12 protein-coding genes are annotated in these 12,685 nt (G+C 69.8%); 6 read left to right on the plus strand and 6 right to left on the minus strand.

Going from position 1 to position 12,685, the window contains the following annotated elements; genetic code table 11:
* Window positions 1-23: 23 nt before the first annotated feature.
* Together ACWEOO_RS17170 and ACWEOO_RS17175 are read left to right on the plus strand one after the other, a co-directional pair.
* Complete coding sequence (locus tag ACWEOO_RS17170) at window positions 24-1,385, plus strand: NAD-dependent succinate-semialdehyde dehydrogenase (RefSeq protein WP_452143782.1); 1,362 nt, start codon at window positions 24-26, stop codon at window positions 1,383-1,385.
* 85 nt (window positions 1,386-1,470) lie between these two features.
* Window positions 1,471-2,367, plus strand: coding sequence for a hypothetical protein (locus ACWEOO_RS17175; protein ID WP_452143783.1), 897 nt, complete (start codon window positions 1,471-1,473; stop codon window positions 2,365-2,367).
* Here the strand turns inward: ACWEOO_RS17175 and ACWEOO_RS17180 are convergent.
* Window positions 2,307-2,519 carry an excalibur calcium-binding domain-containing protein gene (locus tag ACWEOO_RS17180; RefSeq protein ID WP_452143954.1) on the minus strand — a complete coding sequence of 71 codons (213 nt, stop codon included), beginning with the start codon at window positions 2,517-2,519 and terminating at the stop codon, window positions 2,307-2,309. The two genes, ACWEOO_RS17175 and ACWEOO_RS17180, sit on opposite strands and share 61 nt — an antisense overlap.
* On the opposite strand from ACWEOO_RS17180, the gene ACWEOO_RS17185 reads away from it, so the two are divergent.
* Window positions 2,443-3,003 carry a hypothetical protein gene (locus tag ACWEOO_RS17185; RefSeq protein ID WP_452143957.1) on the plus strand — a complete coding sequence of 187 codons (561 nt, stop codon included), beginning with the start codon at window positions 2,443-2,445 and terminating at the stop codon, window positions 3,001-3,003. The genes ACWEOO_RS17180 and ACWEOO_RS17185 overlap by 77 nt on opposite strands.
* 47 nt (window positions 3,004-3,050) lie before the next feature.
* On the opposite strand, the gene ACWEOO_RS17190 is transcribed toward ACWEOO_RS17185, so the two are convergent.
* Window positions 3,051-3,539 carry a winged helix-turn-helix transcriptional regulator gene (locus tag ACWEOO_RS17190; RefSeq protein ID WP_452143784.1) on the minus strand — a complete coding sequence of 163 codons (489 nt, stop codon included), beginning with the start codon at window positions 3,537-3,539 and terminating at the stop codon, window positions 3,051-3,053.
* A gap of 65 nt (window positions 3,540-3,604) precedes the next feature.
* On the opposite strand from ACWEOO_RS17190, the gene ACWEOO_RS17195 reads away from it, so the two are divergent.
* A complete protein-coding gene (locus ACWEOO_RS17195; RefSeq protein ID WP_452143785.1) occupies window positions 3,605-4,141 on the plus strand; it encodes a PaaI family thioesterase in 537 nt (178 codons plus the stop codon).
* On the opposite strand, the gene ACWEOO_RS17200 is transcribed toward ACWEOO_RS17195, so the two are convergent.
* The 3 genes from ACWEOO_RS17200 to ACWEOO_RS17210 form a co-directional block, all read right to left on the minus strand.
* Window positions 4,132-5,403 (minus strand): aminotransferase class I/II-fold pyridoxal phosphate-dependent enzyme, encoded by a 1,272-nt coding sequence (locus ACWEOO_RS17200; protein ID WP_452143786.1) that lies wholly within the window; start codon window positions 5,401-5,403, stop codon window positions 4,132-4,134. The genes ACWEOO_RS17195 and ACWEOO_RS17200 overlap by 10 nt on opposite strands.
* A 43-nt stretch (window positions 5,404-5,446) precedes the next feature.
* The gene (locus tag ACWEOO_RS17205) at window positions 5,447-7,864 is read right to left on the minus strand and encodes a transglycosylase domain-containing protein (protein ID WP_452143787.1); all 2,418 of its coding nucleotides are present in this window, start codon (window positions 7,862-7,864) and stop codon (window positions 5,447-5,449) included.
* Window positions 7,865-7,978: 114 nt separating this feature from the next.
* Window positions 7,979-9,016 carry an alcohol dehydrogenase catalytic domain-containing protein gene (locus ACWEOO_RS17210; protein WP_452143788.1) on the minus strand — a complete coding sequence of 346 codons (1,038 nt, stop codon included), beginning with the start codon at window positions 9,014-9,016 and terminating at the stop codon, window positions 7,979-7,981.
* A gap of 101 nt (window positions 9,017-9,117) precedes the next feature.
* On the opposite strand from ACWEOO_RS17210, the gene ACWEOO_RS17215 reads away from it, so the two are divergent.
* On the plus strand, window positions 9,118-9,984 hold the full coding sequence (locus ACWEOO_RS17215) for a helix-turn-helix transcriptional regulator (RefSeq protein WP_452143789.1): 867 nt from the start codon (window positions 9,118-9,120) through the stop codon (window positions 9,982-9,984).
* A gap of 2 nt (window positions 9,985-9,986) precedes the next feature.
* On the plus strand, window positions 9,987-10,388 hold the full coding sequence (locus ACWEOO_RS17220) for a (R)-mandelonitrile lyase (RefSeq protein ID WP_452143790.1): 402 nt from the start codon (window positions 9,987-9,989) through the stop codon (window positions 10,386-10,388).
* On the opposite strand, the gene ACWEOO_RS17225 is transcribed toward ACWEOO_RS17220, so the two are convergent.
* Window positions 10,357-12,576 (minus strand): HelD family protein, encoded by a 2,220-nt coding sequence (locus ACWEOO_RS17225; protein ID WP_452143791.1) that lies wholly within the window; start codon window positions 12,574-12,576, stop codon window positions 10,357-10,359. The genes ACWEOO_RS17220 and ACWEOO_RS17225 overlap by 32 nt on opposite strands.
* Between the last annotated feature and the right edge of the window lie 109 nt (window positions 12,577-12,685).

Raw genomic sequence — 12,685 nt, forward strand, 5'->3', positions numbered from 1 at the left:
CGGCTTCTGGATGGAGGTTGCCCATGTACTCGGTTGTCGATCCGGCGCGCGGGGTGCTGGTGGAGGAAGTGGCGAACTCGACGGAGGAGGAGGTGCGGGCGGCGATCGGGCGGGTGCATGCGGCGTACCCGGACTGGCGGCGGCGCGGTGTGCAGGCGCGGGCGGGGATTGTCGCGCGGGCGGCGGAGGTGTTCGCGGAGCGGGCCGATGAGCTGGCCGCGACGATGACGCTGGAAATGGGCAAGCGGGTCAGCGAAGGGCTCGGCGAGGTCGGGATCGTCGTCGACATCTTCCGGTACTACGCGGAGCACGGACCCGCGTTGCTCGCCGACGTGCCGATCGACATCAGGGGCGGGCAGGCGGTCATCACCAAGGGGCCGATCGGCGCGCTGCTCGGGATCATGCCGTGGAACTTCCCGTGCTACCAGGTCGCCCGGTTCGTCGCGCCGAACCTGGTGCTCGGGAACACGATCCTGCTCAAACACGCCTCGATCTGCCCGCGGTCGGCGCAAGCGATCGAGGAGATCCTGCACGCGGCCGGCGTCCCGGCCGACGTGTACGTGAACACGTTCGCCTCGAGCCGGCAGATCCCGGCGATCCTCGCCGACCCGCGGATCGCCGGCGTCTCGCTGACCGGCAGCGAACAGGCCGGCATCGCGGTCGCCGCCGAGGCCGGGAAGAACCTGAAGAAGACCGTGCTCGAGCTCGGCGGCTCCGACCCGCTGATCGTCCTCGACACCGACGACCTGGACGAGACCGTCAACGCCACCGCGACCGCGCGGATGCGGAACTGCGGGCAGTCCTGCAACGCGCCGAAGCGGATGATCGTGCTCGCCGATATCTACGACGAGTACGTCGACCGGCTGACCAAGCGCGTCACGGAGTACTACCTGCCCGGCGACCCGGCCGATCCCGCGACCAAGCTCCCGCCGCTCGCCTCGGCCGCCGCCGCGGACGAGGTCGCCGCACAGGTCGCGAAGGCGGTCGAGCAAGGCGCCACGCTGCGCGCCGGCGGGAACCGGATCACCCCCGGTGCCTACCTCGAGGCCACCGTGCTCACCGACGTCACGCCGGAGATGGACGCGTACTACGAAGAGATCTTCGGCCCGGTCGTGATCGTCTTCGCAGCAAGGGACGAGGACCACGCGGTAGAGCTCGCCAACGACACGCCCTTCGGCCTCGGCGCCTCGGTGTGGGGTACCGACCCCGACCGCAACCGCCGCGTCGCCGACCGGATCGACGCCGGCATGGTGTACCTCAACCGGGCCGGCGGCTCGCAGGCGGACCTGCCGTTCGGCGGCATCAAGCGCTCCGGCCTCGGCCGCGAGCTCGGCCCGGCCGGCATCGAGGAGTTCATGAACAAGAAGTCCATCCGGCTCGGCTGACAGGCGGCGCTCCGTCCGGTCGGCGTCGGTCCGTGAACGGGCGCATACTGACGGCACCAGGGAGCTCGTCGCGAGGGGGCCGTGGATGACCGTGCCGGGTGGTTACGCCATCAAGACCTATCGGTACCTGCGGATGGCGATGGTGGCCATGATCGCCCTGCTCGCCGTGTCGCTGGTGATCGAGTGGTCCACGACTGATCCGCACTGCCTGCAGACCTCGATCAGCGCGTACTACTACACGCCGGTGCGGGCGATCTTCGTCGGCTCGCTGATCACCATCGGCGTCTGCATGGTGGTGCTGAAGGGCAACACCGAGCCGGAGGACATCCTGCTCAACGTGGCCGGCATCCTCGCCCCGGGCGTCGCGCTGGTGCCGACGCCGGGGCAGGGCCGGTGCCACTCGGTGCCGGTCGTGCTCGGTGACGCGGCCGCGAACGTCACGAACAACATGCTCGCGGTCTTCGTGGTCGGCGTACCGTGCCTGCTGCTGGCCGCCGTCTTCATCATCCGGGACCGGATCCGGCAGCCCGCCGGCTGGACGCCGATGTACGTGCTCGGTCTCGCGGTCGCGGCGCTGATCTTCGGCGGCGGGCTGGCCTGGTTCCTGGTCGACCGGCCCGGGTTCATCGGCGACGCGCACTACGCGGCCGCGATCGTGATGTTCGGGTGCATCGTCGCGGTCGTCCTGCTGAACGCCGAGCAGTTCCGGCGCAAGCAGCGCACGCACGCGGTCCGGCACTCACCGGCCAACCGGTACTCCGTGATCGCGGCGGCGATGGTCGTCGTACCGCTGCTGATGGTCGGCTGGAAGAAGGTCTTCGGCTGGGAGCATGCCGTGTTGTGGATCGAGGGCACGCTGATCGTGCTGTTCGCCGCCTTCTGGATCAGCCAGACGGAGGAGCTGTGGAACGAGGGCCTGCGTCAGGAGTTGCCGCGGTCGCAGGCCACGCCGTCCCCGTTGCGGTCGAGCGCCGCCGAGTAGCCGGGATCCCCGCGGTGCAGCGGTGCCGCGCCTGCCGCGCGAGCTTCCGCGCAGCTCTGGTACACGGCCGCCCCGGTGGTGACCGGGACCGTGGTCGGCGTCGGCTCCGTCCGCGAGCTCGTCGGTGACGGCTCGGCCGGTTTCGGCGTCACACTCGGCGTCCGGCTTTCCGACGGCTCCGCTGACGGCGTCGTCGTCGGCGTCGGTACCGAGCTCGGCTCGGTCGAGCGCAGAGTCGACGGCTCGGTGGTCGCTGTCGGCCCGGTGGTCGACGGCTCGGTGACCGGCGTGCTCGTCGGCGCCGACGTGGGTTCCGAGGTCCGCACAGGCGCCGTGCTCGCGGACTCGTCGCCGCCGTCGAACGGGTTGAGCAGCACCAGCGTGATCAGCGCGAGCGGCACGGTCGCGATCGTGGCGACCTTGGTCCTGCTCGGTGCGCCGTACCTGCCGATCGGACCGCGAACCCGCTTGCCGGACTCGTCGACCCAGAAGGCCCATCCTGCCGGTGCGGGCGGCCACGACTCGGGCGGCTGCCAGCGTTTCGGTGGTCTCCAGCGTGCGGTCGGCGGGTCGGGCCAACCAGGCGGTGCGTTGAACTGCCTCACTCTTCCTCCCCCAGTACCCGCAGAAGACTAGCGAGTGACGGGTCACGGGGAGACAGCAGGGCCGAAAATCCCTGTAAATTAAGCGCTTGCCCGTCGGCGCGCGCCCGGACCCGGTCGCGGTACGGCGTCGCGTGGTGACAGCACGCGATGGCCCGACGCGCAGCGGATCTCGGTGTGGACCGGGGCGCCGCAGTCGCGGTGTTCGATGCTGAGCGGCGAGCCCTCGGGGCCGGCCAGGTACTTGTCGCCCCAGTCGCGGATCGCGATCAGCACCGGGTACAGGTCGAGCCCCTGCTCGGTGAGGCGGTACTCGTACCGCTGCCGCGCGCCCGGTTCGCGGTACGGCGTCCGCCGCAGGATGCCGTGCTCGACGAGGGTGGCGAGCCGGTTGGACAGCACCTGCCGCGGGATGTCGGTGCGGACCCGGAGGTCGTCGAACCGGCGGATGCCGTTGAACACCTCGCGCAGCACGACCACGGTCCAGCGTTCGCCGATGATCTCCATGGCGCGGCCGATCGGGCAGTTCGCCACCGACCAGTCGAGCGCGTTGTACGTCGTACCACTCATGCCGTCATGGTAGTGAGGTCTAGGTCTCGTTGACAGACCCAGGTCGCCGGTGTGAGGCTCGGTCCATGACGGAGACCCAGGAAGCGACCCAGGAAGCGGCGCAGCAGGCGACCCGGAGCCGCACCTTCTCGTGGTCGGACCCGGCGGAGACCGCGGCCCGGGTCGGCCGGTCGTCGGGGCTGGAGATGTTGCGGGCGATGCGTGACGGGGAGCTCCCGGCGCCGCCGATCCTGCACCTGGTCGGCGGGTCCGGCATCGAGGTCGAGGAAGGCAAGGTCGCGGTGCTGATGCCGGTGGCCGAGTTCCACTACAACCCGCTCGGCACGGTGCACGGCGGCGTGATCGCCACCCTGCTCGACACCGCCGCTGGGTGCACCGTCCACTCGACGCTGCCGCCCGGCGTCGGCTACACGTCGCTCGACCTGATGACCCGCTTCGTCAGGCCGGTCACGATCGATTCAGGCCTGCTCCGCTGCGAGGGCGGGATCATCAGCCGCGGTCGTCGTACGGCGGTCGCCGAGGCGCACCTGTACGACGAACGCGGCAAGCTCCTCGCCCACGCGACGTCGAACTGCCTGATCTTCGACCTGCCTCAGGCCTGACGGTCCTGGTCGGCGAGCAGCTTCTCGCTGGCCACCAGCCGGACGCAGGTGGCCAGGCCCGCGATCGCCGTCTCGACCTCGGGCAGCTCCGGGTACGTCGGGGCGATCCGGATCGTCTGGTCGGTCGGGTCGTCGCCGTACGGGTGCGTGGCGCCGGCGGGTGTGATCGCGATCCCGGCGGCCTTCGCCTTCGCGACCACCTCGCGCGCGCAGCCCTCGGGGACCTGCAGGCTGACGAAGTAGCCGCCGGCCGGAGCGGTCCAGGAGGCCAGGCCGGTGCCGCCGAGCTCGGCGGTGAGGATCTTGTCGACCGCGTCGAACTTCGGCCGGATCAGGGCCGCCAGCGTCCGCATGTGCTCGTGCAGGCCGTCGGCGTCACGCAGGAACTGCACGTGCCGCAACTGGTTGATCTTGTCCGGCCCGATGCTGCGCTTGACCGTGTGGCTCAGCCACCACTCGATGTTGGCCGGCGAGGACCCGAAGAACGCGACGCCGGCGCCGGCGAAGGTGATCTTCGAGCTCGAGCCGAACACGAACGGCCGGTCCGGGTGCCCGTTCCCGGCGCTCAGCGCGAGGATGTCGGCGAGCTCCGCGGGGGAGTCGGTCAGGTGGTGCACGGCGTACGCGTTGTCCCAGAAGATCCGGAAGTCCGGCGCCGCGGTCTCCATCGCGGCCAGCCGCCGGACCGTCTCGTCGGAGTACACGGTGCCGTCCGGGTTGCTGTACTTCGGCACGCACCAGATGCCCTTGATCGCGGCGTCCTCGGCGACCAGCCCCTCGACCACGTCCATGTCCGGGCCTTCGGGCGTCATCGGCACCGGGACCATCTTGATGCCGTACCGCTCGCAGATGCCGAAGTGCCGGTCGTACCCCGGGACCGGGCAGAGAAACGTCAGCCCCTCCACGTCGGCCCACCGCTGCCCGGCGCCCGGCACCTTGCCGAGCAGCGCGAACACGATCGCGTCGTGCATCAGCTCGAGGCTCGAGTTGCCGGCCGCGAGCAGCTGCTCCACCGGCACCTGCAGGTCCGCGGCGAAGATCGCCCGCACCTCGGGCAGGCCGTTCAGCCCGCCGTAGTTGCGCAGGTCCGTGCCGTCCGCGCTCACCGGCTCACCGCTCAGGCCGAGCACCCCGTTGGCCGCGTCGAGCTGCTTCGGCGACGGCTTCCCCCGCGTCAGATCCAGCTTGAGCCCCTTCGCCACCAGCGCTTCGTAGTCCTGGCGCGCACGCTCGACCTGGGCAGTCAGCTCATCCACACTCACGGGGGGTCCTTTCACAAGTACTAGGTGTTGGACCCCAGCCTAGTCAGCGGCGATTGCACTTGGGGTAGCGCGGGTCCCATGGTGGGCAGGTGGGCCAGCCCGGCGGGGGTTTGATGGTCGGCGGCGGGGTGCCCGGCGGGACCGGCGGGGTGACCGGGGGCGTCGGGGGCTGGGCCTTGCTTCCGTTGGAGATGTAGAGCAGGACCGTGGAGCCTTCGGGGGCGCCGTCCTCCTGTCGCGGGGTCGTCCACGCGACCGTGCCCGCCGGAGCGTCCGAGTCGACCTGGGGCCCGTGGCTCATCTGGACCTTGAAGCCCATCGACAGCAGCTTCGCGGCCGCGTCCGCCGGCGTCATGCCCTTCAGGTACGGCAGGTCCTTCACGTTGCCGCGGATGATCTTGTCGTCCGGCTTCACGAACTTGCTCGTCGGAATGCCCTGCAGCGCGGCCTGCATCGCGGCCTCCCAGATCGGGCCGGCGGTCCCGGAACCCGAGGCGTCCTTGAGCGTCTTGCCGTTGAAGACCTGGTTGATCATGTTCTCCGCGGGCGGATCGGCGTCGGCGACCACGGAGGCCCCCGCGAGCTTCGACGTGTACCCGGCGAACCAGACCGCCTTGTTCTCGTCGATCGTACCGGTCTTGCCGGCCAGGTCGCTCTTGCCGAACTTCAGCTTGGCGCCCGTGCCGCCCTTGTCCATCACCTGCTGCAGGACGTAGTTGACGCCGTCCGCGACGCCCGGCGACAGCACCCGGTGACAGTTCGGGCCGGGCGTCGGGATCGCCTTGCCGGTCTTCAGTGAGGCGACCGACGTGATGATCTGCGGAGTGCAGTACATGCCGCGGGCCGCGAACGTGGCGTAGGCGTTGGACAGCATCAGCGGCGTGATCAGGCCCGCCGAGCCGAGGGTGAACGAGACCACCTGGTCGAGCGGCTTCAGTGTCTGGGCGTCGTACATGCCGAGCTTCGAGGCGATCGTCGCGATCGGACAGATGCCGATCTGCTGCGAGAGCTGCAGGAAGTAGGTGTTGGTCGAGGCACGCGCCGCGTCGACCATCGACGGGTCGAGGACGGTCTTCGTGGAGTTCTTCGGGATGTACGACGGATCCGCCACCGCGCCGTTGCAGGTGCTGAAGTTCTGTCCGCTGAGGTCGATCGTCTGCGGCGAGCGGATCCGGTACGTCGTCGGCACGCCCTTCGCGATCGCGGCGGCGATCGTGAAGGCCTTCATCGTCGAACCGTTCTGGAAGCCGCCGAACCCGCCGGGATAGGTCTTCTCGACGTTGTAGTTGTAGGCCGTCTGGCCCTTCTTCGCGCCGTACGGGCGGCTCTGCGCCATCGCCTTCACCAGGCCGGTGCCCGGCTCGACCAGCGTGATCGCGGCGACGACCTGGTCGGTCGGCTTCGAGTGGCTCCGGACCGCGGACTCCGCGGCGGCCTGCATCTTCCGGTCGAGCGAGGTCTTGATCACCAGGCCCGAGGTCTCGATGTAGTTCTCCCGCTCCTCCGGGGTCTTGCCGAACGCGTTGTTCGCCTTCAGCTTGGACACGACGTACTCGCAGAAGAACGGGTACGTCGAGTTCGCGCAGCCGCTCGGGATCACGCGGACCTTGGCCGGGTCGATCACCGGTGTCTTGATCGCGGCCGCGGCCTGCTTGGCGTTGATGACGTTCAGCTCCTGCATGCGGCGCAGGACGACGTCGCGGCGGGCCTTGGCGCGCTTCGGGTTGTCGATCGGGTCGTAGCCAGTGGGGTTCTTCACCAGGCCGGCCAGCATCGCGGCCTGCGGCAGTGTCAGCTTGGCGGCGTGCACGCCGTAGTAGTGCATGGCCGCGGCCTCGACGCCGTACGACCGGTCGCCGAAGAAGGCCAGGTTCAGGTAGCGGTTCAGGATCTCGCTCTTGCTGACCTCCTTCTCGACCGCGATCGCGTAGCGCAGCTCGGCGACCTTCCGCTCGTAGGTCTCGGCGGTGGCCTGCTTGACCTCTTCCGGCGTCTGGGCCTTGTTGATCAGGCTCAGCTTCACGTACTGCTGGGTGATGCTCGAGCCGCCCTGCTGGACACCGCCGGAGGACTGGTTGCGCAGCAGCGCGCGCAGGGTGCCCTTGAAGTCGAGTGCGCCGTGCTCGTAGAAGCGGTCGTCCTCGATCGCGACGATCGCCTGCAGCATCACCGGGCTGATCTGCTTCAGCGTCACCGGGGTCCGGTTCTGCTGGTACAGCGTCGCGATGACCTTGCCGTCGCTGTCCTGGATGATCGACTTCTGCGCCAGCGGTGCCGTCTGCAGGTCCTGGGGCAGGTACTGCACGCTGTCGTGCGCCGCGGACGTGGTCACACCGGCCAGACCGGCGAACGGAAGGGCCAGTCCGGCGGTCAGCGCACCGGCGAGCGCACTGACCGCGAGGAACACGAACACGGACCACACGACATTGGGCCGCTTGGCCCGCCGCTCGCCTCTGTGCATGGTTGGGCAGAGTACGTGAGGGAAGGGGTTCCCGGCAGCTCAGGTGTCACGGAATTTACTCACTTGAATGACAATCTCACCCGCAGTGACCACATCTTCACTGTTCGCCGATTGTCAGGGCTCGATGAGGACCTTCAGCGCGGTGCGCTCGTCCATCGCGCGGTAGCCGGCCGGGATGTCGTCGAAGCCGACGGTCCGGTCGAACACCTTGCCGGGCGCAACGGAGCCGTCGAGGACGCCGGGGAGCAGCCGCTCGATGTACGCGCGGGCCGGCGCCGGGCCGCCGGTGAGCGTGAGGTTCGGCAGGAAGAGCGTGCCGAAGCCGATCGGCGCCTCGTCGTACTGCGGCACGCCGACGCGGCTGATCACCCCGCCCGCGCGGACCACGCCCAGCGCCTGCTCATACGCCGGCAACTGGCCGACCGCCTCGAGGACCACGTGCGTACCGTCGCCGCCGGTCAGTTCGCGGACCTTCGCGATCCCTTCCGCGCCGCGCTCGGCGACCACATCGGTCGCGCCGAACTCGACCCCGAGATCCGTGCGGTCCTTGTGCCTGCCCATCAGCACGATCCGCTCCGCCCCGAACTGCTTCGCCGCGAGGACGGCGAGCAGCCCGACCGCGCCGTCGCCGATCACGGTGACCGTGGTCCTCGCCGAGACGCCGCCCTTGAGCGCCGCGTGGTACCCGGTGCCATAGACATCGGACAGTGTCAGCAGCGACGGCAGCAGCGCGGGGTCCTCACCACCGGGCACCTTGACCAGCGTGCCGTCCGCCAGCGGTACCCGGACCGCTTCGGCCTGTCCGCCGTCGACGCCGTTCGCGTTCCAGAAGCCGCCGTGGCGGCAGGAGGTCTGCAGTCCCTCCCGGCAGAAGTCGCAGGTCCCGTCCGACCACGCGAACGGTGCGATCACGAAGTCGCCCTTCCGCAGCGTGGTCACGTCCCGCCCGACGTCCTCGATCACGCCCACGAACTCGTGGCCCATGGTCTTGCCGGCCGGTGTCGCGGGCAGGTTGTGGAACGGGTGCAGGTCGCTGCCACAGATACAGGACCTGACGACGCGTACCAGCGCGTCTGTTGGTTGCTGGATCACCGGATCCGGTACGTCGATGACACGCACATCTCCGGCGCCGTACAGATAAGTAGCTCGCATGGCTCCAGTGAAGGACGTCGTACGGCGACGTGGCAGTGCCTGTCGTTCCAGGTAACACCAGTGCCTCCCTCGGGTCCCGCGCGGTCCGTAGGCTGGACGACATGGACCACCGAGCGGAGATCAAGGAGTTCCTCAGCTCCCGCCGCGCCCGCCTCAGCCCCGCGCAGGCAGGCCTGCCGGCGTACGGCGGCAACCGCCGCGTGAAAGGACTGCGGCGCGAGGAGGTCGCCCTGCTCGCCGGTGTCTCGGTGGACTACTACGTCCGGATGGAGCGGGGGAACCTGGCCGGCGCCTCCGAGAGCGTGCTGGAGGCGCTCGCCCGGGCACTTCAGCTGGACGAGGCCGAGCGCGATCACCTGTTCACGCTCGCCCACGAGTCGGACGCGACTCCTGTCCGCCGGCGCGCTCCGAGCCCGGGTGTCCGCCCGGCCCTGCAGCAGGTCCTCGACGCGATCACCGACTCCCCGGCGTGGATCCGCAACGGCCACCTGGACATCCTGGCGGCGAACCGGATGTCGCGTGCCCTGTACACGTCGATGTTCGCCGATCCGCACCGGCCGCCGAACACCGCCCGCTTCACGTTCCTCGACCCGGCCTCGCAGGAGTTCTTCGTGGACTGGGACCGGGCCGCCGACGACATCGCCGCGGTCCTGCGACTGCAGGCCGGCAAGAACCCGCACGACAAGGCGCTCAGCGATCTGATCGGTGAGCTGTCGACCCGCAGCGAGACGTTCCGGACCCGCTGGGCGGACCACAACGTCCGCTTCCACCGCTCCGGGCGCAAGAAGCTGCACCACCCGGTGGTCGGCGACCTCGAGATCGACTTCGAGGCGATGGACTTCCCGTCCGACCCAGGGCTCGCCATGGTCGTCTACACCGCGCCGGCCGGCTCGCCGACCGCGGACGCGCTGCAGCTGCTGGCCAGCTGGGCGGCCACCCAGGAAACCGTTGCTCACGACAAGGAATAGCTGTGCAGATCCTTCCCAAACCGCCGACCGTCAAGGGGCCCGCGGAGTGGTTCACCGGTGACGTCTGGTTCGACGTGATCATCCGCGGCGAGGCCCCGTCGCGCGTCCGGGTGAACACCGTCCGGTTCGCTCCGGGCGCCCGGACCGCCTGGCACCGGCACGCCAACGGCCAGACCTTGCACGTCACCGACGGCGTCGGCCTGATCCAGTCCCGCGGCGGTCCGGTCACCGTGATCCGCCCCGGCGACGTCATCTACACGCCGCCGGGGGAGTGGCACTGGCACGGTGGCTGCCCGGACAACTTCATGGTTCACACCGCGATCTGGGAAGGCGTCGACAGCGACCGGCCCGAGACCGAGTGGGGCGACCACGTCACCGACGCGGAGTACGTCGTCCCCGAGTGAGCACCTCCGGGAGGTCGCCGAGGACGACCAGCCGCTTGGTCGCACGCGTGATCGCGACGTAGAGATCGGACAGGCCGCGGTCGGACTCGGCGACGATGCCGGCTGGGTCGGCGATCAGCACCGCGTCGAACTCCAGCCCCTTGGACTGCGCTACGTCGAGCAGCGCGACCGTGCCGTCGAGGACCGACGGGTCATGGCCGTGGGCAACTTCCGGGAGGGCGGCGGCGAACTCGTCGTACCGGCCCGCCGAGACGATCACCGCCAGTCGGCCGTCGCCGATCTCGCTCCGTTCGAACTTGATCGCGGTGCGGACCGAATCGGTGAGGCACGTGGCCGGGACCGGGTCGAGGATGGGCTCGGTGCCGGTCTCGCGGACCGAGGTCGGCGGGGTCAGGGCCGGGTCGATCGCGCCGAGGACGTCGGCGGCGACGGTCATGATCTCGGACGGGGTGCGGTAGTTGACGGTGAGCTCGGCGGTGCGCCAGCGGCGCGGGGCGTAGTGGTCGAGGAGCTCCGCCCAGGACCGGACGCCGGCCGCGGATCCGGTCTGCGCGATGTCGCCGACGATCGTCATCGACCGCCGCGGGCAGCGGCGCATCAGCATCCGCCAGTCCATCGCGGACAGCTCCTGGGCTTCGTCGACGATCACGTGCCCGAACACCCAGCTGCGGTCGTACACGACGCTGTCGGTAGGGCCCGCCGGATTGTCGAAGACGCGCGTGCGCTGGGCGACCAGGTCCTTGAACTGCTCGATCTCCCAGGGCTCGATCGTGATCCGCTCGGCGGTCAGCTCGATGTCGACGATGCCGTGCGCGTACTCCCGGCTCGCCTCCGCCGCGGCGGATTCCCCGGCCGCCCGGCGTTTGCGTCCGACCACGACCTCCGCGGTCTCGCCGAGCAACTCGGCCGCCTCGTCGAGCAGAGCGGCGTCCGACGGAGCCCAGCCCGCGGTGAGTGGTCGCAGTACGGCGGCACGCTCCGCCCCGGTGAGATGCGGCGCCGCGGCGGCCAGTCGATCGTCGGACGAGAAGAGGACGGAGACGAGGAGCTGTGGCGTGAGCTCGGGCCACAAGCGGTCGAGCAGCTGCAGCACACGCTCGTCCTCGAACAGTTCCCGCTGGATGTCCTCGATGTCCGCCTCCCCGACGTACTGCCGGCCGATGCGGTCGAGGACCTGGTTGGTCAGGGTCTTGAGGATGCGCCGGACGAAGAGCGGCCGGGCCCGGTTGTGCAGCGGTTGCGCCGCGAGCGCTGCCTGCTGCGCCGTGCGGATCGCGGCGGGCCGGAGCACCAGCTCGTCCTGGTCGACCTTCAGCCGGATCGGCTCGGCAGGAACCACCCGGAAGCCGGCGATCGCCTGGGCGATCACCTCCACCATGGCCGGGTTGCCTTTGATCCGCGCCGCGTCGGCCGGCTCCGGCGCGGAGGCGACGACGCCCGGGAACATCTCGCTGATCGTCGCGAGCACGACGTCGTTCTCGCCGAGCGACGGCAGCACCTGGTCGATGTAGCGCAGGAACGTGCTGTTCGGCCCGACGACCAGGACGCCGCTCCGCCCGAGCTGCTCGCGATGCGTGTAGAGCAGGTACGCCGCCCGGTGCAGCGCGACCACGGTCTTGCCGGTCCCCGGACCGCCCTGCACCACCAGCACCCCGGGCAGTCCGGAGCGGATGATCTCGTCCTGCTCGGACTGGATCGTCGCGACGATCTCGTTCATCCGCCCGGTGCGGCTCGCGCCGAGCGACGACAGCAGCGCCGCCTCGCCGATCAGCGTGCTGCGTTCCCCGTCTCCCAGTGCTTCGGCGTCCAGGAGGTCGTCGTCGATCCCGGCCACGGTCCGGCCGTGCAGGCGGATGTGCCGCCGGCGTTTGACGCCGAGCGGCTCGGCGGCGGTGGCCCGGTAGAACACCTGCGCGACCGGTGTCCGCCAGTCGATCAGCAGCGGGTTGTAGTCGTCGTCGAACAGGCCGATCCGCCCGATGTGGAACCGCTCGCCGGCGGTCTCGTCGATCCGCCCGAAACACAATCCGCGTTCGACCGACGACAATTGCGAGAATCGCCCGGAGAACAGCTCCGTGAACGATTCGCGCTCCGACCAGGCCTGATCCGTCCCGGTGGTTTCCTCGACCTGAACGCGGCCGAGTTCGCCACGGGCCTTTTCGCGCAGCACGTCGAGCCGCTCGTACATGACGGTCACTTCGCCTTGCTCTGCAGCGATCTCCTGCTCCAGCACCCCTGCCCCCGATCGTTTCTTGCGTTGCCCGAAAAGCTCTGATATTCTGAACTCAGAAGCCCGG

It is taken from the genome of Kribbella sp. NPDC004138, from assembly GCF_053603655.1.

Coding starts and splice junctions, on each gene's coding strand:
- ACWEOO_RS17170 (WP_452143782.1), top strand. CDS start 24: ATGTACTCGGTTGTCGATCCGGCGCGCGGGGTGCTGGTGGAGGAAGTG.
- ACWEOO_RS17175 (WP_452143783.1), top strand. CDS start 1,471: ATGACCGTGCCGGGTGGTTACGCCATCAAGACCTATCGGTACCTGCGG.
- ACWEOO_RS17190 (WP_452143784.1), bottom strand. CDS start 3,539: ATGAGTGGTACGACGTACAACGCGCTCGACTGGTCGGTGGCGAACTGC.
- ACWEOO_RS17195 (WP_452143785.1), top strand. CDS start 3,605: ATGACGGAGACCCAGGAAGCGACCCAGGAAGCGGCGCAGCAGGCGACC.
- ACWEOO_RS17205 (WP_452143787.1), bottom strand. CDS start 7,864: ATGCACAGAGGCGAGCGGCGGGCCAAGCGGCCCAATGTCGTGTGGTCC.
- ACWEOO_RS17210 (WP_452143788.1), bottom strand. CDS start 9,016: ATGCGAGCTACTTATCTGTACGGCGCCGGAGATGTGCGTGTCATCGAC.
- ACWEOO_RS17215 (WP_452143789.1), top strand. CDS start 9,118: ATGGACCACCGAGCGGAGATCAAGGAGTTCCTCAGCTCCCGCCGCGCC.
- ACWEOO_RS17225 (WP_452143791.1), bottom strand. CDS start 12,576: ATGTACGAGCGGCTCGACGTGCTGCGCGAAAAGGCCCGTGGCGAACTC.